This window comes from Ancylobacter vacuolatus, from assembly GCF_030813595.1.
GTDB classification, from domain to species: Bacteria; Pseudomonadota; Alphaproteobacteria; order Rhizobiales; family Xanthobacteraceae; genus Ancylobacter; species Ancylobacter vacuolatus.
In genome coordinates, this window is record NZ_JAUSUH010000001.1 from 1 (window position 1) to 21043 (window position 21043).

The following is a 21043-nucleotide window of genomic DNA, read 5'->3' on the forward strand; positions in this document are numbered from 1 at the left end:
GCGCAGTTCGACGCGCTCGCGCTGCGCGGCGGCGCCTCCTACACCTGGCACGACATCTCGGTGTCGCGCTCGGTGGTGTTCCCGGGCTATTACGGCACGCAGGACGGCGACTACACGCTGGGCACCACCCAGCTGTTCGGGGAGATCGGCTACGACCTGTCGGTGGGGGCCTATGCCTTCGAGCCCTTTGTCGGGCTCGCCTATGTCCACATCTCCGGCGACAGCTTCACCGAGAGCGGCACGCTCGCCTCGGCGCTGTCGGTTGATGGGGCCTCGCAGGGCACGTTCTATTCCACGCTGGGCGTTCGTGCCGCCACCAGCTTCACCGTGGCGGGCCGCACCCTGACCACGAGCGCGACGCTGGGCTGGCAGCATGCCTTTGGCGACACGACCTCCACCGCCGACATGCTGTTCGCCAATGGCGGCACCAACCCGTTCACCATCCGGGGCGTGCCGATCGCCGAGGATGTGGCGCTGGTCGGGCTCGGGCTGGGCTACCAACTGTCCGACAGCGCCGCGCTGCAGCTCAACTATGCCGGCCAGCTGGCCGACCAGACCAACCAGAACACCTTCAGCGCCCAGTTCTCCTTGAAGTTCTGAGCGAACGGCGCGGGTTACTCTGATCTCGCCCACCCGATCCTCACCTGACCGAGTTGTATGATGACGCATCGTTTCCTCAAACTGGCGGCGCTCCTGGCGGGCCTCGGCCTGTCCTGCCTCAGCCTCGCCGGCCCCGCTTCGGCGCAGCAGCCGGCGACGCCCGCGCCGACGGCGAGTGCTTCGGCGGCCGCGCGGCCCGGCCTCACCACCGCCACCTACCAGGACTGGGTGGTGCGCTGCGTGGCGGGCGACAATGGGCGGATCTGCGAGGTGGTGCAGAACATCCAGGCGCAGGGGCAGGGGCTGATCGCCAGCGTGGCGGTCGGCCGGGCCGATGCCAAGGCGCCGCTGCGGCTGGTGGTGCAACTGCCCGCCGGGGTGTGGCTGCCGGCCGGGGTGAAGGTGCAGGTCAGCGAGAAGGCCAAGCCGCTGCAGCTCGCCTTCACCCGCTGCCCGCAGGGCTGCTTCGCCGAAGCCGAGCTGGACGCGGCCACGGTGCAGGCGCTGCGGGCCGCCACCGAGGGAGGCAGCTTCTCCTTCGAGGACGGCGCCCGCCGCCCGGTGATGCTGCCGCTCTCCTTCAAGGGCTTCGCCTCAGCCCTCGACGCCAGCCTCAAGCCCTAGGCGACGCGCCGGCCCGCCGGCAACGCACGCCGGTCGGATGACGCCTCATCTGTCTCGGAGTTCGGCCACCCGCCGGCTTCCAGCCTGTCTCTTCACGCCGATCGGACAGCGCGCCTCGAAGGTCGCCGCTGCCCGCCGGCCGCATCCCGGCGTCCCGCTGACAGGACGCCGGGCGCTCCGCTCCGCGAAAGGTCCCTGAAGTGACGAACCCGACCGAAACCGGCTCCGCCGCCTCTCCCGCCTCATCCTCTCCCGCCGCCGCTCTGCCGCTGTTCTACCGCGCGCCGGGCCTGCTGCGCTTCCAGCGCCATGCCCGGCTCGGCGTCCGGCGCGGGCCGGCGTTCGGCTTCGCCGCAAGCGCGACGGCGATCCCTGTGGTGGCGGGCGAGTTCGCGCTGGCCGGGCGCGACTATCCCCTCGTCTTCGCCAGCGATGAAGCCGCCATGCCGCTGGCGGTGACGGGCATCGCCGCCGGGCAGAACCTGTTCGTGGAGGCCGACGGCCAGTGGCGGGCGGGCTGCTACATCCCCGGCTATGTCAGGCGCTATCCCTTCATCGGCATGACGGTGGCCGAGGGCGGTGCGACGCTGCTGGGCGCAGACCTTGCCAGTGACCGCCTCGCCAGTGACCGCCTCGCCAGTGACCGCTTGGCCAGCGACCGCCTCGCCACCGGGGACGCGGAGGTCGAGCTGCTGTTCGACGCCTCGGGCGGCCCCACGCCGGCCGGCCAGGCGGCCATCGCGCTGTGCGAGGCCTATGCCGCCGACCATGAACGCACGCGCGCCTTCGCCCAGGCGCTGCAGGCCAACAGCCTGCTGGCGGCGCGCACGGCGCAGGTCAATTATCAAGATGCCGGACGCGCCGTGGTGCAGGGCTTCCAGCTGGTCGACGAGGTCGCCTTCCGGGCGCTGCCCGGCCCGGTGCTGGCCGAGTTCCACGCCAAGGGCTGGCTCGACCTCATCGTCCTACACCTGGCCTCGCAGCAGCGCTGGCCCACCCTCGCCACCGAAGCCGCCAACAGCCGCACCCGCAACGCTAACTGAAGGGCCTCCGGCCGGGGCTCAGTCGAGCACGGCGGCCTTGAGCAGGCAGACCATGGTGGCGTGGGCCGGCTCGGTGGTGAGGTTGCGGATGACGTGGCGCCGGTCGCACCGGTAGCGCAGCGTCTCGCCGGCGCGGGCGGTCTCGATTACGTCGCCGCACTCCACCTGAAGCTCGCCGGCCAGCACGGACAGGCATTCCACCGAGCCGCGCTGGTGGCCGTCGGAGATCAGCTCGCCGCCCGGCCCGGCGACGAAGTCGAACCATTGCAGCCATTCCACCGTCTTGATCCAGCCGGTGATGGTGAGGCGGCACTTGCCGTCCTCCGACAGCAGGATCGGCGTGTCGGCGCGGGTGAGGTGCTCGACAAAGGGCTCGTCATCGGTCGCCGCCATGAAGCGGTCGATCGACATGTCGAGCGCCTGCGACAGCCGCCAGACGGTGGCGAGCGTCGGATTGGTCTCGTTGCGCTCGATCTGGCTGATGATCGACTTGGCGACGCCGGACTGCTCGGACAGCTCGGACAGGGAGAGATTGTAGGCCTTGCGCAGGCGCTGGATGGTGCGGCCGAGCTGGCCGGTAATCGCCTGCGCCCCGGCATCCATGTCGCCGCGATCGAGGCTGCGTGTCCGGCCCGACATGCCGTCTCCTGTTTGGCTTATGAGGCCTGTATTTAGGTCGCCACGGCACGCCCGCGCAAGCCTGGCGAAAAAGGGTGCGGAAAGGGCGCGGAAAGCGCATGCGCGCCCCGCGCGGCCGGAATAAGCTGGCGCCATGATGCAGAGCAATGCCCTTCCCACCTATGACGATATCGCCTCGGCGGCCGAGCGCCTCGCCAGCGTCGCGGTCCGCACGCCGCTCCTCTCCAGCGCCCGCCTCGACGCGATCACCGGCGGGCGCGTGTTCCTGAAGCCGGAGCCGCTCCAGCGTACCGGCTCGTTCAAGTTTCGCGGCGCCTATAACCGCATCTCGCGCATTCCCGAGGACCAGCGGGCCGGCGGCGTGGTCGCCTGCTCCTCCGGCAATCACGCCCAGGGCGTGGCGGCGGCGGCGACGCTGATGGGCATGGCCTCGGTGATCGTGATGCCGAAGGACGCGCCTGACATGAAGAAAGCACGCACCATCGCCTTCGGTGGCGAGGTGGTGGAGTATGACCGCGAGACCGACGACCGCGACGCCATTGCCGGCGAGATCGCGCGGGCGCGCGGCGCCATTTTCGTGCCGCCTTATGACGATTTCCACATCATCGCCGGGCAGGGCACGGTGGGGCTGGAGATCGCCGAGGATCTTCTCGCGCGCGGCCTCGCCCCGGATGTGGTGGTGGCGAACGCCTCGGGCGGCGGGCTCGTCTCCGGCATCGCGCTGGCGGTGCGGCACCATTTTCCGGACGCCCGGATCCTTACCGCCGAGCCGGCGGGCTTCGACGATCACGCCCGTTCCTTCCGTTCCGGCGGGCGCGAGCGCAACAACCAGGCGACCGGCTCGATCTGCGACGCGCTGCTGGCGGCGACGCCGGGGCGGTTGACCTTCGAGATTTCCTCCCGCCTCGTCGGCGAGGGTGTTTCGGCCACGGACGAGGAAGTGGCGCGGGCGGTGGCGTTTGCCTTCGAGGAACTGAAGCTCGTCGTCGAGCCCGGCGGGGCGGTGGCGCTTGCCGCCGTGCTGGCCGGCAAGCTCGATCTCACCGGCAAGCTCGCCGTGCTGGTGCTGTCGGGCGGCAATGTGGATGCGTCCACCTTCGCCCGCTGCCTCGCGGTGGCGTGAGGCTCAGCCCGCCGCCACGCTGGGGACGGCGCGGGCGTGGGCGGCCTCGATATTGTGCAGGAACTGCTCGGTGCAGGCGCGCCAGGAAAAGCGCAACGCATAGGCGCGGGCCGACGCGCGGTCGATGTCGAGCGCGCCGAGCGCCGCCTGCCGCAGATCATCCGACAGCACGCCGACGGAGAGGTCCGCCTCGCCGATCACGTCCTTCGGCCCGGTGACGGGAAAGGCGGCGACCGGCAGGCCGCTGGCCAGCGCCTCCAGCAGCACGATGCCGAAGGTGTCGGTCAGGCTGGGAAACACGAACACATCTGCCGCCGCATAGATGCGGGCCAGTGCCTTGCCTTCCCGAAGGCCGAGGAAATGCACGTCGGGGTGGCGGGCCTGAAGCTCGGCGCGCGCCGGGCCCTCGCCGACCACCACCTTGGAGCCGGGCAAATCCAGGTCGAGGAAGGCGGAGATGTTCTTCTCCACCGCGACCCGGCCGACCGACAGGAAGATCGGGCGGGGCAGGGCGGCCACAAAGGCGTCCATCTCGGATTCGGGGCGCGGGTGGAACAGCTCGGCATCGACGCCACGCGACCAGCGCATGATGTTGCGGAAGCCGCGCCCGCGCAGCTCCGCCTCCAGCGTCGGGGTGGAAACCATGATGCCGGCGCCGGCATTGTGGAAGCGCCGCAGCCAGGCATAGGACAGCACTTCCGGCACCGGCGCGCGGGCCGCGAGATATTCGGGAAAGCGCGTGTGGTAGCTGGTGGTGAAGCTCTGCCCCCGCGAAAGGCAGGCCCGCCGCGCCATGATGCCGATCGGCCCCTCGGTGGCGATGTGGACGTAATCGGCGCCGATCTCGTCCATCCGGCGGCGCACCCGCCCGGGCGTCGCCAGCGCCAGCCGGATTTCCGGATAGGTCGGCATCGGCACCGTGCGGAAATCGGCGGGGGTGAGGAAGTCGATCCGCGCGCCCAGCGTGGCGGCCTCGCGGGCGGTGTTCTGCAGCGAACGGACGACGCCGTTCACCTGCGGCAGCCAGGCATCGGTGGCGACGAGAATGTGCATCAGGCGGCGACCTTCGGTCGTTCGAGCAGCAGCGGCGCCTTGACGCGCGCCCGTGTCTGGCGTGCCCAGTCGATCAGCTCGAAGCGCCCGTCCTCATGTTCGACGATCGCCGTGCAGCTTTCGACCCAGTCGCCGCAATTAATGTACTCGACGCCGAAGCTGTCGTGAATGACCGCATGGTGGATGTGGCCGCATACCACCCCGTCCACCTTGTGGCGGCGGGCCTCGGTGGCCACCGCTTCCTCGAAGCGGCCGATGAAGTTGACCGCGTTCTTCACCTTCAGCTTGGCCCACTGGCTCAGAGACCAATAGGGAAAGCCGAATTTGCGCCTGATCCAGTTGAGATAGGTGTTGAGGCCGAGCGCGGCGGTGTAGGCGCCATCGCCGAGGAAGGCGAGCCAGCGGGCGTGGCGCACCACGACGTCGAACACGTCGCCATGGATGACGAGGTAGCGCTTGCCGTCGGCGCCTTCGTGGATCGCAGTCTCGACCACTTCAATGCCGCCGAAATGATTGCCGTAATAGTCGCGGAGGAATTCATCGTGGTTCCCCGGCAGATAGACCATGCGGGTGCCCTTGCGGCTCTTGCGCAGCAGCTTCTGCACCACGTCATTATGCGCCTGCGGCCAGTACCAGCCCGAGCGCAGCCGCCAGCCATCGACGATGTCGCCGACGAGGTAGATGGTGTCGGCGTCGTGGTAGCGCAGGAAATCCAGCAGAAGATCGGCCTGGCAGCCCTTGGTGCCGAGATGGACATCGGACAGGAAAAGGCTGCGATAGCGGCGCGCCTCGGGTGCGTCGTTCACCTCGAAAGCCCCCTCGATCAGGCCCTCAAACGGGCTGGGCAATGTCTCCATGGGGAAGCATAAGCCCGAGTCGCATCACCCTTTTATGACGATGCTGCGCTGCACCGTTCACAGGCACTTGTCAGAGGAACAGCATCACCACGCTCGACGCCACCAGCGCCGCCATCACGTAGTTGACGAGGCGTTGCTGGCGTGGGGTCGACAGCAGCCGGGCGAGCAGCGCGCCGAACCCCGCCCACAGGCACAGGCTGGGAAAAGCGACGCCGCCCGAAACCAGCGCGATCATCGCCACCTCGGCGAACAGATGCTCGCCGCCCACCGTGGTGAAGGCGGGGATGATCGAAAGAGCGATGGTCCACGCTTTCGGGTTCACCCATTGGAACAGCGCCGATTGCAGCAGGGTCATCGGCCGCTCCACCGCGCTGCCGTCCCCCGGGCCGCCGGCATTGGCGATCTTCCAGGCGAGATAGAGCAGATAGAGCGCGCCGACGATCTTCAGCGTCTGGTGCATGTAGGGGATGGCGAGGAACAGCGTGCCCAGCCCCATGCCGATGGCGACGAGCATCACCGCGAAGCCGACCGTGACGCCCCAGATCTGCGGCAAGGTGCGGCGGAAGCCGAAGGCGGCGCCGGAGCCGGCCGAGATCATGTTGTTCGGTCCCGGCGTCAACGCCCCGGCCAGCGCGAACAGGAACATGGGCAGGAGCTGGGACGACAGCGGCACCGTATTTTCCTAAGGCGGGCGACAGGCCGGATCGGCGCATCAGAGCTAAGTCGCGCGGCGCCTGCACGCAAGCTGGGAACGATCGCGCATCGGACATGAAAAAACCGCCGGCCCCTCTCGGGAGCCGGCGGCGAACAGAGCCAGTGTGGAAGCGGCCCGTCCGCTCAGTGCGCGACGAAAAGCGGCACGGGCGGGTCGACCAGCAGCGAGGCGGTGACGCCACCGAGGATCATCTCGGCCAGGCGCGAGCGGCTGTAGATGCCCATGACCAGCAGGTCGGCGCCGAATTTCTGCGCCTCCTGGGTAATGACGACACCGGCCTGGCCCTCAAGGACATGGCGGTGCGTGGCATTGACGCCGTGGGTGGAGAGGTAGGCGGCGAGCTTGGCGCCGGAGGCGGCGACATCCGACTTGCTCTCCTCGACGGTGAGCACTTCCACCTGGTCGGCCAGCGCCAGCACGGGGAGGGCGAAGCGCACGGCGTGGCCGGCCTCGCGCGAGGGCTTCCACGCCACCAGCGCCCGGCCGATCCGGGCCGGCACCGGCTTGCCGGTCGGCACCACGATCACCGGGCCGTTGCAGGCGAGGGCGAGATGCTCGGGCAGGGTGGCAGCGAGTTCGTCATCGACCGTGCCATAGCGCGTCTCGCTGACCACGGTCACGTCGGTAAAGGTGACTTCATCGCGCAGCGCGGCCGTGACCTCGCCCTCGATGGTCTGCCACACCCCGACCACGCCAGCTTCCGCGACAGCGGCCTCGAACTGGGCCTTAAGGGTGGCTTCCTTCTCCTTCGCCTCGCGCACCAGCTCGTTCACATAGATCGACAGCGCCCGCCCGACGCGCGGCACGCCGGCGGGATAAAGCGTGTAGACCGCCTTGAGTTGGGCCCCGGTCTGGCGCGCGAGGCCGGCGGCGAAGGCCAGACGGTCGCTAAAGCCCGAATCGGGCGCGGCGTGCAGCAGGACGGTACGGATGGACATGGCGTTTCTCTCTCCTGGCGGCTGTCCCTTTGACGTAAGGACATTGGAGCCTGATGGAAATGCGGAAAACCACGATCCGCAAGAGGCATTAGGTATTCACCATACTTGGCTTTCCGCCCCATCACGAGCGCGCGACCGCGCCGCTTGCGTCATTGCCATCGCATATGCGGTCACTACTCTCGCACCGCGCGTCGGGCCCGGCGCGTAGATGAGGGAGCATCTCATGGTTCGTCGCCTGACGGCTGCACTTGCAGCCGGCATCATCACCGCTATCGTCGCAACATCGGCCCCGGCCGGGGCCGATGTCATCAAGGAGCGCCAGGCCCTGCTCAAGCAGTTCGGCGATGCCACCAAGCCGATCGGCGGCATGCTGCGCGGCAGCGTGCCCTTCGACCTGGCGCAGGTGCAGGCGGCGCTGGACCTCTATGTGACGGACGCCAAGGTGCTGCCGACCCTGTTCCCGGCCGGTTCGGGCACTGGCGACACCGAGGCGCTGCCGGCGATCTGGACCAATAAGGCGGATTTCGACGCCCGCTTCGCCAAGCTCGGCACGGATGCCGCAGCGGCGCGCGCGGCGATCACCGACGAGGCCAGATTCAAGGCCAGCTTCCCCGGCGTGGTCCGCAATTGCGGCGGCTGCCACGACAATTACCGGCAGAAGAATTGACCGGCGCGCCCCTTTCCTCGTCCACGCCGGCGGCGATGCTGGCGTGGGACCTGCCGACGCGCCTGGCCAAATGGGGGCTGGCCGCGCTGGTCGGGCTCGCCTTCGCCAGCCGCTACTGGGGCGACGCGGCGCTGGTCTGGCACCAGTGGAACGGCCTCGCCATTCTGGTGGTGCTCGTGTTCCGGCTGCTCTGGGGGCTGGTCGGCGGTTCGACGGCGCGCTTTGCCGGCTTTCTTGCCGGGCCGGCGGCGGTGCTGGGCTATGCCGGGCGGCTGCTCAAGGGCCGGCCGCCGCATTTCCTCGGCCATAATCCGCTTGGCGGCTGGATGGTGCTAGCGCTGCTGGCAATCGTGGCGGCGCAGGGGCTCACCGGCCTGTTCACCAGCGACGACATCATCGTCTATGGCCCGATGACGCCTGTCGTGAGCGACGAGACGATCCGCAGCGCTTCCAGCTGGCATCAGCGGCTCTACCCGTTCCTCCTGGCGCTCATCGCCCTGCATGTGCTGGCCAATCTCGCCTATTCGCTGTTCGGCCGGGACAATCTGATCCGCGCCATGGTCACCGGCTGCAAGCCGGCGGCCACCTATACCGACCGGGCACCGGCGACGCCGGGCGGGGTGGGGCTGGCGTTCGCCTGCCTCGGTCTCTCGGTGCTTATCGTGTTCGGCGGTATCGCGTTGGCGGGAGGACATCCCTTCCCGTGAAATACCACCTTCGGCCGGCTGCCGAGCCCCCTTGCCGGGGCGGGTGAACCGTGCTCCATGGCGGCCCCATGAACGCGCTCAAGGGCATCGCGCTGCAGGTCGGCGCGACGTTCCTCTTCACCATCATGTCCGCCCTCGTCCGCATCGTCTCGGAACACGTTCCGACCGGCGAGATCGTCTTCTCGCGCTCGTTCTTCGCGTTGTTTCCGCTGCTGGCGCTGCTCGCCTGGCGCGGCGAGATCAGCGCGGCGGTGCGCACCGCCCATCCGCTCGGCCATATCGCGCGCGGCACCATCGGCGTGTGCGCCATGGGATTGAGCTTCGCGGCGCTGGCGCGGATTCCGCTGGCGGACGCCACCGCCATCGGCTTCGCCGCGCCGCTGCTCACCGTCATGCTGGCGGCGCTGCTTCTGCGCGAGCGGGTGCAGCTTTATCGCTGGGCGGCGGTGGTGGTGGGGCTTGGTGGCGTGGTGGTGATGCTGTGGCCGCACATGCACGGCTCGTTCGACACGCCCGGCCACATGTTCGGCGCGCTCTACGCGCTGATGGCGGCCGCCTTCACCGCCGGGGCGATGGTGCAGGTGCGCCGTCTCACCCAGACCGAGACAACGGCGTCCATCGTGTTCTATTTCCAGGCGCTCGCCGCCCTTGCCGGCCTTGCCACCGCCGGCTGGGGCTGGGTGCTGCCGAGCGGGCGCGAGGGGCTGCTGCTATTGACGATCGGTTTTCTCGGCGGGGTCGGGCAGATCCTGCTGACCGAGAGCTATCGCTACGCGCCGGCCTCTGTCGTGGCGCCCTTCGCCTATTCCGCCATGCTGTGGTCGTTGCTGCTCGGCTTCATCCTGTTCGCCGAGATTCCGCCGCTGCTGGTGCTGCTCGGCGGCGCCATCGTTATCACCGCCGGCCTGTTCGTCATCTGGCGCGAGCGCCAGCTTGGCATCGACCGGACGCGGGAGGAGGCGGCGACCACGCCGCCCGCCGCGCCGGCCCCGTGAGGGCTCAGAACGCCTTGAAGGTAATGAGCGTGCGGGTGTCCTGGATGCCCGGGAACAGCTGCACCTTCTCGTTGACGAAATGGCCGATATCGGTGCCATCAGGCACGTAGAACTTCACCAGCAGGTCGAACTCGCCGGCGGTGGAATAGATTTCGGACGCGATCTCGGCGTCGGCGATGGCGTTCGCCACTTCATAGGCGCGGCCGAGCTGACATTTGATCTGCATGAAGAAGGGAACCATCGCGGCATTCCGGCTTGGATCGGGAGGCCGATAGGAACCAGAAGGCGGCGGATGGCGCAACCCCCGCCGCCCCCCGTGGCGCGACGACGCCTTGCGCGCACGGGCGTCCTCGCCTATCTCGCGGGGACGATCACGTTGGGGTGCCCAAGGCGCGGTGGCGCGGCGGGCTGAGAGGTGAAGGCGCGCCGCAGGGCACGCCACCAACCCACGAACCTGATCCGGGTCATGCCGGCGGAGGGAACGGATCGCGCGCGCTCGGGGTGGCTCCCCCCGCAGGGCGACGCTTCCGCCTCCCGCGCGGCGAGGGGAGGCGTAGCATGGCAGGCTCCACACCGATCGCGGTGACGATGGCAGGCTCGGATTCCGGCGGCGGCGCTGGCATCCAGGCCGATCTGAAGACCTTTTCGGCGCTCGGCGTCTATGGCGCCAGCGTCATCACCGCGCTGACCGCGCAGAACACGCGCGGCGTCACCGGCATTCACGACGTGCCCGCCGCCTTCATCGCGGCACAGATCGACGCCGTGCTGTCCGATCTCGCGGTCGATGCGGTGAAGATCGGCATGCTCTCGCGCCCCGAGGCGATCGTGGAAGTGGCATCGGGCCTGAAGCGCCACGGCATGGCGACTGTCGTGCTCGATCCTGTCATGATCGCCGCCTCGGGCGACCGACTGCTGGTGCCGGAGGCGATCGAGACGCTGCGCCGCGACTTGCTCCCGCAGGCTCTGCTCATCACCCCGAATCTGCCGGAAGCCGCCGCGCTGCTCGATGCGGCGCCGGCCACGGACCTCGCCAGCGTGCGGGCGCAGGCGCAGCTTCTGCTGGCGATGGGGCCGCGCGCGGTGCTGATCAAGGGCGGGCATGGCGAAGGGCCGGACAGTATCGACGTTCTGCTGGACGAAGACGGTTTCCTCGAACTTTCCGCGCCGCGCATCGTCACCCGCAACACCCATGGCACCGGTTGCACGCTCTCTTCCGCCATCACCGCCGGGCTGGCCAAGGGCCTGCCGCTGCGCGAGGCGGTGGCGGCGGCGAAGGAGTATCTGACCAGGGCGCTGGCGCGCTCGGAAGAACTCGCCATCGGCCAGGGCCACGGGCCCGTGCACCACTTCCACGCCTGGTGGTGAGCGCGCACTGATGGCCCTCGCGCGGCGCGGCCTGCTAAGCGGGGCGGCCTTTCCTGCGAGCCGCCTCGTGCCCCTCATTGCCCCCCGCCACGCCATCGCCGCCGTCTATGCCGGGTTGTTCTTCGGCATCGGCGTGTTCATGCCGTTCTTCCCGGTCTGGCTGGAGGGGCGGGGTTTCGATGCGTCGATGATCGCGCTGGCCCTCGCTGTGCCGCAGGTGGTGCGGCTCGTCACCATGCCGCTCGGTGGCCTGCTGGCCGATCGCAGCGGGCGGCCGCGTGCCACGCTCATCGTCTATGCCGTCGCCACTGCCCTGTGCTTTGCCGGCATCGCCTTCGCCCCGAGCGCCACCTTCATCCTGATCGGGCTCGGCCTCGCCGCCGTGTTCTGGCAGCCGAGCCTGCCGGTGCTCGACGCCTATGCGGTGGCGCGAAGGCGTGAGGGGCTGATCGACTATGGCCGGGTGCGGCTGTGGGGATCGGCGGCGTTCATCGGCGGCAACCTCCTGGCGGGAGGCCTGCTCGGCGGGGTGTTCCTCGCCAACGTGCCGGCCGACACGGTGATCTGGCTCATCGCCGGGGCGAGCGTGGCGGCGGCGCTGGCGGCGGCGACGCTGCGCGAGGTGCGCCCGGTGCCGCACGAGACGGCGGTGCGGCGCCCCATGCTCACCGGTATGGCGCCGGTGCTGCTGGTCGGGCTCGCCGCGGCGGCGCTGGTGCAGGGCTCGCACGCGGTACTCTACGCCTTCGCCTCGTTGATGTGGCAGGGCAAGGGTCTGTCCAGCACGCTCATCGGCCTGCTCTGGTCGCTCGGCGTGCTGGCCGAGGTGGTGCTGTTCCATTACGGCACGCGGGTGACGATGCGGCTGGGGCCGGAAAAACTGCTGCTGATCGGCGGGCTCGCCGGGATGCTGCGCTTCGGGGTGATGGCGCTCGACCCGCCGCTGCTGCTGCTTCTGATCTTGCAGCCGCTGCATGCCTTCACCTTTGGCTGCACCTATCTCGGCACGGTGGAACTGGTCGCCCGCCACGCGCCGCCGGGGCGCGGGGCGAGCGTGCAGGCGCTGGCGGCCTGGGCGACGGCGATCGCCATGGCGGGGGCGACGCTGGCCGCCGGTCCGCTGTGGCAGGCCTACGGCCCCGGCGCCTTCCTCGCCTCAAGCGGGCTGGCGGGGCTCGGCACGCTCGGCGCGCTTCTCGCCGGGCGGCTGCGTCAGCCCCACAGCGCGGGCTCGGGCGGGTAGACCCGGCTGCCCTCATAGCGCAGCGCCGGGTCGCGGTCGGCGGCGAGCAGAAGCGGGCCGTCGAGATCGACGAAGCGCGCCAGCGGCGCCAGCAGTAGTGCCGGCGCCATGGCCAGCGAGGTGCCGACCATGCAGCCGACCATGATGTCGAGCCCCGCCGCCTGCGCCGCGCGGGCGAGCAGGATCGCCTCGGTCAGCCCACCGGTCTTGTCGAGCTTGATGTTGAGCGCGTCATAGCGCCCGGCCAGCGCGTCGAGGCTGTCAAGCCCGTGCGCGCTCTCATCGGCGCAGACCGGCACCGGGCGGGCGATCTGCGCGAGGGCCGCGTCATCGGTGGCGGGCAGGGGCTGTTCCACCAGTTCGACCCCCACCTGCGCACAGGCGGTCAGGTGTGCTTCCAGATTGCCCGCCGTCCAGCCCTCATTGGCGTCGACGATGAGCCGGGCATCAGGCACCGCCGCGCGGATCGCCGTCAGGCGCGCGAGGTCGCCCTCCGTGCCGAGCTTGAGCTTGAGCAGTTCGTGCCCCGCCTCGCGGGCCGCCTGCGCCATGGCGGACGGCGTGTCGAGGCTGAGCGTGTAGGCGGTAACGACCGGCTGCGGCGCCGGCAGGCCGGCCATCTCATAGGCGCGCATCCCGGCGCGCTTGGCCTCGATGTCCCACATCGCGCAGTCGAGTGCGTTGCGCGCTGCCCCCGGCGGCAGCAGCGTCATCAGGTCCTCGCGCCGCAGGCCCTCGGCGACCAGTCTTTGCAGCGCGGCGAGCTGGTCGACCACCCCTTCGACGCTCTCGCCATAGCGGCCATAGGGCACGCATTCGCCGCGCCCGACATGGGCGCCGTCGCGCAGCTCGACGGTAACGACGGCGGCCTCGGTCTTCGAGCCGCGGGCGATGGTGAACCGGCCACGGATTGGGAAGCGTTCGGGGGTGATGAGGAGATCGGTCATGGCCCTATCGCCGGGAGCAGGAGGAATCGCGCTCCCAGCATAAGGCCGGCCGCGCCCGGCGGGGCGTCGCATTGAAAGCACACTCGCGGCGATTACGCCGTTCTCAGGGTGTCATCGCCGTGATTCGCCGGGCGGCTCTCTCGACTGCCGCAGGTGCTACCGCTAAGTAGGGCATTGCGAATTCGTCTCGGTGTCGCGGCCGCTGGTCGTGTCATGCCCGCAGGAGAGGTCATTTTGGGAGCTGCTGAAGCGCCGCTTCTGGCCACCGCCCGCAATGGCCGCGAACTCGTGTTCGTGGGCAATGGCCGCTGGGTGGCCGGGCAGGGGCGCGCGCTGGAAGGCAGCGTGGATGCCGCGCTGGCGGAAGTCGGCACCGGCGCCAGCGAGACGGCGCGGATCGACCTTTCCGGCGTGCGCAGCTTCGACACGCTCGGCGCCGTGGTGCTCGACCGGCTGCTGCAATCCCTGGACAAGGCCAATATCCGCTTCCAGATCGTCGGGCTGGAGCGCCGCTTCCGCCCGTTGCTCGACGATATCGTCAAGGGCAGCCATCAGAATCCGCCGCGCCGGCGCTATGTGAACCCGCTGCTGGGCGCTCTCCAGCTGGTCGGCAAGACCACGGTGTCGATGGCGGAGGACGCCCTGGGGCTGCTTTCCTTTATCGGGGCGGTGGTGGCGGCCTTCCTGCGCGTGCTGGTGCGCCCGCACACCTTCCGTTTCACCTCGATGATCTATCATCTGGAGCGGGCGGGGCTGCGGGCGGTGCCGATCGTGGCGCTGATCACCTTCCTGATCGGCTGCATCATCGCCCAGCAGGGCATCTTCCATTTCCGCAAGTTCGGCGCCACCACCTATGTCGTCGACATGGTGGGCATCCTGACCCTGCGCGAACTCGGCGTGCTGATCGTCTCGATCATGGTCGCCGGCCGCTCCGGCAGCGCCTTCACGGCGGAACTCGGCTCCATGCGGATGCGCGAGGAAGTCGACGCGCTGCGCGTGATGGGGTTCGACCCCAATGAAGTGCTGGTGCTGCCGCGCCTGGTGGCGCTGGTCATCGCCGTGCCGCTGCTCACCTTCATCGGCAATATGAGCGCGCTGTTCGGCGGCGGGCTGGTGGCCTGGCTCTATGGCGGCATCTCGCCTGCGATCTTCATCGCCCGGCTGCAGGAGGCCATCGGCCTCAACACCTTCGAGGTCGGCATGATCAAGGCGCCGTTCATGGCGGCGATCATCGGCCTCATCGCCTGCATGGAGGGCATGCGGGTCGGCGGCAGCGCGGAATCCCTCGGCGCCCACACCACCGCCTCGGTGGTAAAGGCGATCTTCCTGGTGATCGTGGTGGACGGGCTGTTCGCCATGTTCTTCGCCGCGATCGACATGTGAGGCGCGCGTGCACGCCGAGAGCGATACCCAGCAGAGCAGCGGCCCGGCCGTCCCCGAAGTCGCCCCCGGCGAGCCGATCATCCATGTGCGCGACCTCGTGGTGGCGTTCGGCGAGCGCACCATCCTCAACGGCCTTTCGCTCGACGTGAAGCGCGGCGAGATCCTCGGCTTCGTCGGCGCCTCGGGCGGCGGCAAGTCAGTGCTGACCCGCACCATTCTGGGGCTGGTGCCCAAGCGCGCCGGCACGGTGGCGGTGTTCGGCCAGGACCTCGACGAACTGACCTTTGCCAGCCGGCGGGCACTGGAGCAGCGCTGGGGGGTGCTGTTCCAGCAGGGGGCGCTGTTCTCCTCGCTGAGCGTGCGGCAGAACATCCAGTTCCCGATGCGCGAATATCTCGACCTGTCGCAGGGGCTGATGGACGAACTCACCATCGCCAAGCTGGAAATGGTCGGCCTTGCCCCTGACGTCGCCGAGAAGGCGCCTTCCGAGCTTTCCGGCGGCATGATCAAGCGCGTGGCGCTGGCCCGCGCGCTGGCGCTCGATCCGGAAATCCTGTTCCTCGACGAGCCTACATCGGGCCTCGACCCGATCGGCGCCGGCGAATTCGACGAATTGATTGCAACCCTGCAGCAGACTTTGGGGTTGACTGTATTCATGGTAACTCACGATCTGGACAGCCTGCATACGGTATGCGATCGCATCGCGGCACTCGCCGATGGCAAGGTCATAGCCGTCGGTCCGATCGAGACCATGCTGGCGTCGAAACATCCTTGGGTTTCGGCCTATTTTCACGGCAAGCGGGCGCGCGCCGCCGGCTTCGGATCTGAAGGGGCGCGCTGAGGACACCATGGAGACACGCGCCAATTACACGATCATCGGGCTGTTCACCCTCGCCGTCGTGGCGGCGGGCTTCGCCTTTGTCTGGTGGTTCACCGGCTCGGCCAATCGCGGGCCGCGCACTTCCTATGATGTCGTGTTCAGCGGCGTGGTGAGCGGGCTGCAGACCGGCTCCGCCGTCACCTTCAACGGCATTCCGGTTGGCGAGGTGACGGCCTTGCGGCTCGATGCGCAGGACCCGCGCAAGGTGATCGCCCGCATCGCGGTGCAGCCCGATACGCCGGTCAAGTCCGACACGCGCGCCACGCTGGATTCGCAGCTGCTCACCGGCCTTGCCTCGGTCGGGCTGGTCGGCGGGTCGACGGCGGCCGCGCCGCTGCCGGCGCCGGCGGAAGGCCAGCTGCCGCGCATCGACGCCGACACCTCGGCGGTGCAGGACCTTATGCGGACCGCCCGCGACGTGCTGGGGCGGGTCAACGATATCGCCATTCGCGTCGACGACCTGATCAAGGCCAATGACGCCAAGATCTCCTCGGTGATCGACAATGTCGACAAGTTCACCGCTGCCCTGGGCGAGAATTCCGGCAATATAGACACTTTCCTTCGGGAAATGGGCGGCGCGGCGCGGCGCATTTCCTCGCTGGCGGACAATCTCGACAAGCTGGTGGTTTCCGTCGATCCGGAAAAGCTCGGCAATACGGTCAACGACATCAGCGCGTTCACCGCGCAGCTCGGTACCATGGCCCAGAAGGTCAACGTCATCCTCGACAATGTGAATGGCATGACGACGAGCGAGGAAGGCAAGGGGATGTTCAACGAGATTTCCAGCGCGGCTGCCGAAGTGCGCAAGCTCGCCGCCAATCTCGACACCCGCACGGCGGAACTGACGGTCAACCTCAACAAGTTCGCCGGGCCGGGCCTGCGGCAATACGAGGCGCTGGCGGTGGACGGCCGGCGCACGCTCGGCGAGATCGAGCGCGTTTTCAGGAATTTCGAGCGCAACCCACGCCAGTTCATCTTTGGCGGGTCGAACGTACCAAGCTACAATGGGCGCTAGGGGATGGGGCGCCATATGATGGGAAGTCGTGCAACCGACGGGGGCAGGGGCGTTCGCGTGAGTTTTGACGAGACAAGCGACCGCTCGGCCGGGCGCAGCTTTCCCGAGCGCGGCTCCCGCGCGCGCAAGGTCGCCGGCACTCTCGGCATGGCGGCGCTGGCCGTGTTGCTCGGCGGCTGCAGCACGCTGCTGTCGGGCGGTGACGCGGCCGTGCCGACCTTCGATCTCAGCGCGCCGGCCGATTTCAGCGCCCCGCGCCGGGGAACCGGCCTGCTCGTGGTGGGCCCGCCCAGCGCGCTGGCGGTGCTGGACACCGAGCGGATCGTGGTCGAGCCGCAGCCCGGGCAGATTACCTATCTCGACAAGGCGCAGTGGAGCGACCGGCTGCCGGCGCTGTTCCAAGCGCGGCTGATCGAATCGTTCGAGAATGGCAACCGCGCCCGCTCCGTCGGCCGGGCCGGCGAGGGGCTGAGTGCCGACTACACACTGCTCTCGGACCTGCGGGCCTTCGGCCTGCGCACCTATGAGGGCGGGCCGGTGGCGGTGGTCGAGGTGTCGGTCAAGATCGTCGCCGCCAATTCGGGCCGCATCGTCGCCGCGCAGGTGTTCACCGCCCGCGCCCCGGCCGCCTCCACCAGCGGGCCGGATGCCACCGCAGCCCTCGACCAGGCCTCGGACCAGGTGTTCGTGGAGCTGGTGCGCTGGGCGTCCAGCCGCTTCTGACGTTTAAACAGCAGGCAGGGCGCCGCCACTTCGGCGAGTGCCATCCCCACGGTTCCTATCGATCTCCAGACGCAAAAAAAGCCCGGCTCGCGCCGGGCTTTTTCGTTGTCGGTCAGGCGTGGATCAGAACTTGTAGCTGATCGCGGCGCGGACGATATTGCTGGTCAGGTCGGCTTTGGCGCTGACGAAGCTGCCCGAGGTGCCGGCGAGGTAGCTGGTCACGTTGGACTCGCCGAGGTCGACATAGAGATATTCGCCGCGCAGGATCCAGTTGTCGGTGATCGCATATTCGAGACCGCCACCGATCGTCCAGCCGGTATTGACGTTGTCATGCGAGCCATAGGCCGCGGTGCTGATGTCCGGCGCGCCACCTTCAGTGAGACCCATGACGGTGGTCGAGCTGCTGACCTTGCCATAGGCGAAGCCGCCGGTGCCGTACACGAGCAGGCGGTCAAAGGCGTAGCCGAGGCGGGCGCGCACGGTGCCGAACCACTCCAGCTCGGCGCTGGACTGGTAGTAGGGGCCACCCGGCGTGGCATAGAAGGCGACGCTTTCCTCGGCGCCGGTCCACTGGAAGTCAGCCTCGACGCCGACGACCACATTGTTCTCGAACTGGTAGTTGTAGCCGATCTGGCCGCCGGCGACCCAGCCGTCCATATTGCCGAAGTTCACGTCGTTGCCGGCAAAGAGGCCGCCGGGCGTGAAGACGCCGCCAGTGCTGTCGAAGAACAGCACGTCGGTGGCCTTGGATTCACCCCAAGCATAGCCGGCATTGCCGCCGAGATAGAGGCCAGTCCAGGAGAAGGCCGGCACGAAAACCGCGACCGGTTCGGCCTTGACGGGATAGGGCATGTCGGCGGCAAGGCTGGCGGTGCCGGTGGCAAGCAGGGCGGCCGCGCCAAGAAGCAGCGAGCGGTTCATGAGGTTTCTCCAGGTAAACGCACTGCCGGGATAATGACATTCCCGCGAAACAGTTCGGTTGTGGCCTGCTACCCCTGCGTTTGTTCCTGAATGTGCGGCTGAAATACAACAGATGGCGTTCTCCAATACCTTTAAGCCTATCGGCTGCTGTCATGATACCGCCAGATGGTAATTTATTACATGTCGGTGGGGTGCGCGGTGGCCGGGCGGAAGGACAGGCCTTCGCATATCGGCGTATTTCGGCGCATGTCGCCGATGGCCGGCATCGGAGGCTCCGGGTGCGGCGCGATTCTCGTGGGGCAGTGAGTCGGTCGGGCGAACGAGGGGGCTGGCGCGGTCCAGAGTGGGGGGTACTCCAGCGCAGCGTCTGGGTGACGCTGGCCCGGCCATCGCCCTTCCTGTCGAGGCCGATCTGCGTGGCTTCGAGGTCGCTCCGCTCGCGCCTCCGCATGACGGACGGGAAGGGGGCTCGACCGGCTAGCCCGCCTTGGACGCCCAACGTGCAGCCATTGCGTCGGGGCAAGAAGGCGTGGATCCCCGGGCCAAGCCGGGGATGACGTGCTCTGGAGGCGATCGCCCAACACAAGCGGCGCGGCCTCGCATGGGCGGCCTGCGGGCGCGATTTCCACCCTGTCGGGAGCGGGAGCGAGCCGCCTCCGCGAGTGTCACGTCATGGTCAGGCCTGGCCCGGCCATCCCCGCCCTTCGTTCGCCTCAGTGGCTGCACGATCGCAGCAAAAAGGGCGCAGCTTGCGCCGCGCCCTTGATGGAACCGCAGGGACGAATGGACCCCTGAGGAAGTCCATGCCGCCACCTAAGTCGGGCTTGCCCGGCTTAGGCACTCAGGGAAAAGCAGGGGCGAAGGGACTTCCTCAGAAGTCCATGCCGCCACCTAAGCCGGGCTTGCCCGGCTTAGGCACTCAGGGAAAAGCAGGGGCGAATGGACTTCCTCAGAAGTCCATGCCGCCCATGCCACCCATGCCGCCGCCCGGCATGGCGGGGGCCGCGCCGCCCTTCTTCGGAATGTCAGCGATCATCGCTTCGGTGGTGATCAGCAGCGAGGCCACGGAAGCCGCGTTCTGGATCGCCGAGCGCAGCACCTTGGCCGGGTCGATGACGCCGGCCTTGTACATGTCGACATATTCGCCGGTCTGGGCGTTGAAGCCGTAGGCGTAGGTATCCTTCTCGAGTATACGGCCGACGATCAGCGAGCCGTCTTCGCCAGCATTGTTGGCGATCTGGCGCGCCGGGTACTGCACCGCCTTGCGGACGATGTCGACGCCGGTCTTCTGGTCGGGATTGGCGGTGACGACGGCGTCCAGCGCCTTCATGGCGCGCAGGAGGGCGACGCCGCCGCCCGGCAGCACGCCTTCTTCCACGGCCGCGCGGGTGGCGTGCAGCGCGTCGTCGACGCGGTCCTTCTTTTCCTTCACTTCGACTTCGGTCGCGCCGCCGACGCGGATGACCGCGACGCCGCCGGCGAGCTTGGCCAGGCGCTCCTGCAGCTTCTCGCGGTCGTAGTCCGAGGTGGTCTCCTCGATCTGCGCCTTGATCTGCGACACGCGGTCCTCGATGTCCTTCTTGGAGCCGGCGCCGTCGACGATGGTGGTGTTCTCCTTCTCGAGCACGACCTTCTTGGCGCGGCCGAGCATGGCGAGCGTCACGGTGTCGAGCTTGATGCCGAGATCGTCGGAGATGGCGGTGCCGCCGGTCAGGATGGCGATATCCTGCAGCATGGCCTTGCGGCGATCACCGAAGCCGGGCGCCTTGACGGCCGCGACCTTGAGGCCGCCGCGCAGCTTGTTGACGACGAGGGTGGCCAGAGCCTCGCCCTCGATGTCCTCGGCGATAATCAGCAGCGGCTTGGAGGTCTGCACCACGGCTTCCAGCACCGGCAGCAGTTCCTGCAGGCCCGAGAGCTTCTTCTCGTGGATGAGGATGTAGGGGTCCTCGAACTCGACGCGCATCTTCTCGGCATTGGTGATGAAGTAGGGCGAGAGATAGCCACGGTCGAACTGCATGCCTTCGACCACGTCGAGCTCGGTCTCGGCGGTCTTGGCTTCCTCGACGGTGATCACGCCCTCATTGCCGACCTTCTGCATCGCCTCGGCGAGGTACTTGCCGATTTCGGCATCGCCATTGGCGGAGATGGTGCCGACCTGGGCGATCTCGGCGTTCGACGTCACCTTGCGGGCGTTCTTCTTGAGATCAGCGACGATGGCTTCGACCGCGAGGTCGATGCCGCGCTTGAGGTCCATCGGGTTCATGCCGGCGGCGACCGACTTGGCGCCTTCCTTCACGATGGCCTGGGCGAGCACGGTGGCGGTGGTGGTGCCGTCGCCGGCGAGGTCGTTGGACTTCGAGGCCACTTCGCGCACCATCTGCGCGCCCATGTTCTCGAACTTGTCCTCGAGCTCGATCTCCTTGGCGACGGTGACGCCGTCCTTGGTGATGCGCGGGGCGCCGAAGCTCTTCTCGATCACGACGTTGCGGCCCTTGGGACCGAGCGTGACCTTGACGGCGTTGGCGAGAATGTCGACGCCGCGCAGCATCTTCTCGCGCGCGTCGCCAGCGAACTTAACTTCCTTGGCAGACATGATCTCTTA

At 68.4% G+C, this 21043-nt stretch carries 22 protein-coding genes; 13 read left to right on the forward strand and 9 right to left on the reverse strand.

The genetic code is table 11. The annotated features are described in order from the left end of the window. From J2S76_RS00005 to J2S76_RS00015, 3 genes are all read left to right on the forward strand, one after another. The coding region (locus tag J2S76_RS00005; RefSeq protein ID WP_307056336.1) for an autotransporter outer membrane beta-barrel domain-containing protein at nt 1-600 on the forward strand (600 nt) is incomplete at its 5' end. A 57-nt stretch (nt 601-657) separates the two neighbouring features. Then, nucleotides 658-1224: an invasion associated locus B family protein gene (locus tag J2S76_RS00010; protein WP_307056338.1), complete on the forward strand. Its 567-nt coding sequence runs from the start codon at nt 658-660 to the stop codon at nt 1222-1224. Between the two features lie 200 nt (nt 1225-1424). Next, nucleotides 1425-2267 (forward strand): SapC family protein, encoded by an 843-nt coding sequence (locus J2S76_RS00015; RefSeq protein WP_307056340.1) that lies wholly within the window; start codon nt 1425-1427, stop codon nt 2265-2267. 18 nt (nt 2268-2285) lie between these two features. Here the strand turns inward: J2S76_RS00015 and J2S76_RS00020 are convergent, their stop codons facing one another. After that, a complete protein-coding gene (locus J2S76_RS00020; RefSeq protein WP_307056342.1) occupies nt 2286-2906 on the reverse strand; it encodes a helix-turn-helix domain-containing protein in 621 nt (206 codons plus the stop codon). A gap of 133 nt (nt 2907-3039) precedes the next feature. Here J2S76_RS00020 and J2S76_RS00025 point away from each other — a divergent pair, with 133 nt between their 5' ends. Then, nucleotides 3040-4029, forward strand: coding sequence for a threonine ammonia-lyase (locus J2S76_RS00025; RefSeq protein ID WP_307056344.1), 990 nt, complete (start codon nt 3040-3042; stop codon nt 4027-4029). Nucleotides 4030-4032: 3 nt separating this feature from the next. Here the strand turns inward: J2S76_RS00025 and J2S76_RS00030 are convergent, their stop codons facing one another. From J2S76_RS00030 to J2S76_RS00045, 4 genes are all read right to left on the reverse strand, one after another. Beyond that, nucleotides 4033-5082 carry a glycosyltransferase family 4 protein gene (locus J2S76_RS00030; protein WP_307056346.1) on the reverse strand — a complete coding sequence of 350 codons (1050 nt, stop codon included), beginning with the start codon at nt 5080-5082 and terminating at the stop codon, nt 4033-4035. After that, nucleotides 5082-5939 carry a UDP-2,3-diacylglucosamine diphosphatase gene (locus J2S76_RS00035; protein WP_307056348.1) on the reverse strand — a complete coding sequence of 286 codons (858 nt, stop codon included), beginning with the start codon at nt 5937-5939 and terminating at the stop codon, nt 5082-5084. Before J2S76_RS00035 ends, J2S76_RS00030 begins: the two co-directional genes overlap by 1 nt. 70 nt (nt 5940-6009) lie before the next feature. Beyond that, entirely contained in the window at nt 6010-6612 is a 603-nt protein-coding gene (locus tag J2S76_RS00040) for a LysE family translocator (protein WP_307056350.1), read from the reverse strand. A 164-nt stretch (nt 6613-6776) separates the two neighbouring features. Continuing rightward, on the reverse strand, nt 6777-7592 hold the full coding sequence (locus J2S76_RS00045) for a universal stress protein (protein WP_307056352.1): 816 nt from the start codon (nt 7590-7592) through the stop codon (nt 6777-6779). Nucleotides 7593-7815: 223 nt separating this feature from the next. On the opposite strand from J2S76_RS00045, the gene J2S76_RS00050 reads away from it, so the two are divergent. From J2S76_RS00050 to J2S76_RS00060, 3 genes are all read left to right on the forward strand, one after another. Next, entirely contained in the window at nt 7816-8259 is a 444-nt protein-coding gene (locus J2S76_RS00050) for a c-type cytochrome (protein WP_307056354.1), read from the forward strand. Continuing rightward, nucleotides 8256-8966 carry a cytochrome b/b6 domain-containing protein gene (locus J2S76_RS00055; protein WP_307056356.1) on the forward strand — a complete coding sequence of 237 codons (711 nt, stop codon included), beginning with the start codon at nt 8256-8258 and terminating at the stop codon, nt 8964-8966. The genes J2S76_RS00050 and J2S76_RS00055 overlap by 4 nt, the downstream gene beginning before the upstream one ends. Before the next feature lie 68 nt (nt 8967-9034). Then, the gene (locus J2S76_RS00060) at nt 9035-9961 is read left to right on the forward strand and encodes a DMT family transporter (RefSeq protein ID WP_307056358.1); all 927 of its coding nucleotides are present in this window, start codon (nt 9035-9037) and stop codon (nt 9959-9961) included. Between the two features lie 4 nt (nt 9962-9965). Here J2S76_RS00060 and J2S76_RS00065 read toward each other — a convergent pair whose 3' ends face one another. Beyond that, nucleotides 9966-10202: an Lrp/AsnC ligand binding domain-containing protein gene (locus J2S76_RS00065; protein ID WP_307056360.1), complete on the reverse strand. Its 237-nt coding sequence runs from the start codon at nt 10200-10202 to the stop codon at nt 9966-9968. A 317-nt stretch (nt 10203-10519) separates the two neighbouring features. On the opposite strand from J2S76_RS00065, the gene thiD reads away from it, so the two are divergent. Both thiD and J2S76_RS00075 read left to right on the forward strand, forming a co-directional pair. After that, a complete protein-coding gene (gene thiD / locus J2S76_RS00070; protein WP_307056362.1) occupies nt 10520-11326 on the forward strand; it encodes a bifunctional hydroxymethylpyrimidine kinase/phosphomethylpyrimidine kinase in 807 nt (268 codons plus the stop codon). Nucleotides 11327-11393: 67 nt separating this feature from the next. Next, the gene (locus tag J2S76_RS00075; RefSeq protein WP_307056363.1) at nt 11394-12569 is read left to right on the forward strand and encodes an MFS transporter; all 1176 of its coding nucleotides are present in this window, start codon (nt 11394-11396) and stop codon (nt 12567-12569) included. Here the strand turns inward: J2S76_RS00075 and dgcA are convergent. Further along, entirely contained in the window at nt 12539-13516 is a 978-nt protein-coding gene (gene dgcA / locus J2S76_RS00080) for an N-acetyl-D-Glu racemase DgcA (RefSeq protein WP_307056365.1), read from the reverse strand. The two genes, J2S76_RS00075 and dgcA, sit on opposite strands and share 31 nt — an antisense overlap. A 234-nt stretch (nt 13517-13750) precedes the next feature. Between dgcA and J2S76_RS00085 the strand changes: the two genes are divergently transcribed. Genes J2S76_RS00085 through J2S76_RS00100 form a run of 4 tightly spaced genes read left to right on the forward strand, consistent with a single transcriptional unit; the run spans nt 13751 to nt 17517 of the window. Continuing rightward, complete coding sequence (locus tag J2S76_RS00085) at nt 13751-14899, forward strand: ABC transporter permease (protein WP_307056367.1); 1149 nt, start codon at nt 13751-13753, stop codon at nt 14897-14899. A gap of 7 nt (nt 14900-14906) precedes the next feature. After that, complete coding sequence (locus tag J2S76_RS00090) at nt 14907-15740, forward strand: ABC transporter ATP-binding protein (protein WP_307056369.1); 834 nt, start codon at nt 14907-14909, stop codon at nt 15738-15740. Nucleotides 15741-15747: 7 nt separating this feature from the next. Beyond that, nucleotides 15748-16794: an MlaD family protein gene (locus J2S76_RS00095; RefSeq protein ID WP_307056371.1), complete on the forward strand. Its 1047-nt coding sequence runs from the start codon at nt 15748-15750 to the stop codon at nt 16792-16794. Between the two features lie 57 nt (nt 16795-16851). Beyond that, nucleotides 16852-17517, forward strand: a complete 666-nt coding sequence (locus tag J2S76_RS00100; RefSeq protein ID WP_307056373.1) for an ABC-type transport auxiliary lipoprotein family protein — start codon at nt 16852-16854, stop codon at nt 17515-17517. A 123-nt stretch (nt 17518-17640) separates the two neighbouring features. Here J2S76_RS00100 and J2S76_RS00105 read toward each other — a convergent pair whose 3' ends face one another. Beyond that, nucleotides 17641-18438: an outer membrane protein gene (locus J2S76_RS00105; RefSeq protein WP_307056375.1), complete on the reverse strand. Its 798-nt coding sequence runs from the start codon at nt 18436-18438 to the stop codon at nt 17641-17643. Between the two features lie 949 nt (nt 18439-19387). After that, a complete protein-coding gene (groL, locus tag J2S76_RS00110; protein WP_018391369.1) occupies nt 19388-21034 on the reverse strand; it encodes a chaperonin GroEL in 1647 nt (548 codons plus the stop codon). Nucleotides 21035-21043 lie beyond the last annotated feature (9 nt).

Excerpts from the sequence above, each read along its gene's own strand:
- dgcA (WP_307056365.1), bottom strand. The coding sequence starts at position 13,516 with ATGACCGATCTCCTCATCACCCCCGAACGCTTCCCAATCCGTGGCCGG.
- J2S76_RS00050 (WP_307056354.1), top strand. The coding sequence starts at position 7,816 with ATGGTTCGTCGCCTGACGGCTGCACTTGCAGCCGGCATCATCACCGCT.
- J2S76_RS00105 (WP_307056375.1), bottom strand. The coding sequence starts at position 18,438 with ATGAACCGCTCGCTGCTTCTTGGCGCGGCCGCCCTGCTTGCCACCGGC.
- J2S76_RS00025 (WP_307056344.1), top strand. The coding sequence starts at position 3,040 with ATGATGCAGAGCAATGCCCTTCCCACCTATGACGATATCGCCTCGGCG.
- J2S76_RS00020 (WP_307056342.1), bottom strand. The coding sequence starts at position 2,906 with ATGTCGGGCCGGACACGCAGCCTCGATCGCGGCGACATGGATGCCGGG.
- thiD (WP_307056362.1), top strand. The coding sequence starts at position 10,520 with ATGGCAGGCTCCACACCGATCGCGGTGACGATGGCAGGCTCGGATTCC.
- J2S76_RS00035 (WP_307056348.1), bottom strand. The coding sequence starts at position 5,939 with ATGGAGACATTGCCCAGCCCGTTTGAGGGCCTGATCGAGGGGGCTTTC.
- groL (WP_018391369.1), bottom strand. The coding sequence starts at position 21,034 with ATGTCTGCCAAGGAAGTTAAGTTCGCTGGCGACGCGCGCGAGAAGATG.
- J2S76_RS00065 (WP_307056360.1), bottom strand. The coding sequence starts at position 10,202 with ATGGTTCCCTTCTTCATGCAGATCAAATGTCAGCTCGGCCGCGCCTAT.
- J2S76_RS00010 (WP_307056338.1), top strand. The coding sequence starts at position 658 with ATGATGACGCATCGTTTCCTCAAACTGGCGGCGCTCCTGGCGGGCCTC.
- J2S76_RS00045 (WP_307056352.1), bottom strand. The coding sequence starts at position 7,592 with ATGTCCATCCGTACCGTCCTGCTGCACGCCGCGCCCGATTCGGGCTTT.
- J2S76_RS00095 (WP_307056371.1), top strand. The coding sequence starts at position 15,748 with ATGGAGACACGCGCCAATTACACGATCATCGGGCTGTTCACCCTCGCC.
- J2S76_RS00060 (WP_307056358.1), top strand. The coding sequence starts at position 9,035 with ATGAACGCGCTCAAGGGCATCGCGCTGCAGGTCGGCGCGACGTTCCTC.
- J2S76_RS00030 (WP_307056346.1), bottom strand. The coding sequence starts at position 5,082 with ATGCACATTCTCGTCGCCACCGATGCCTGGCTGCCGCAGGTGAACGGC.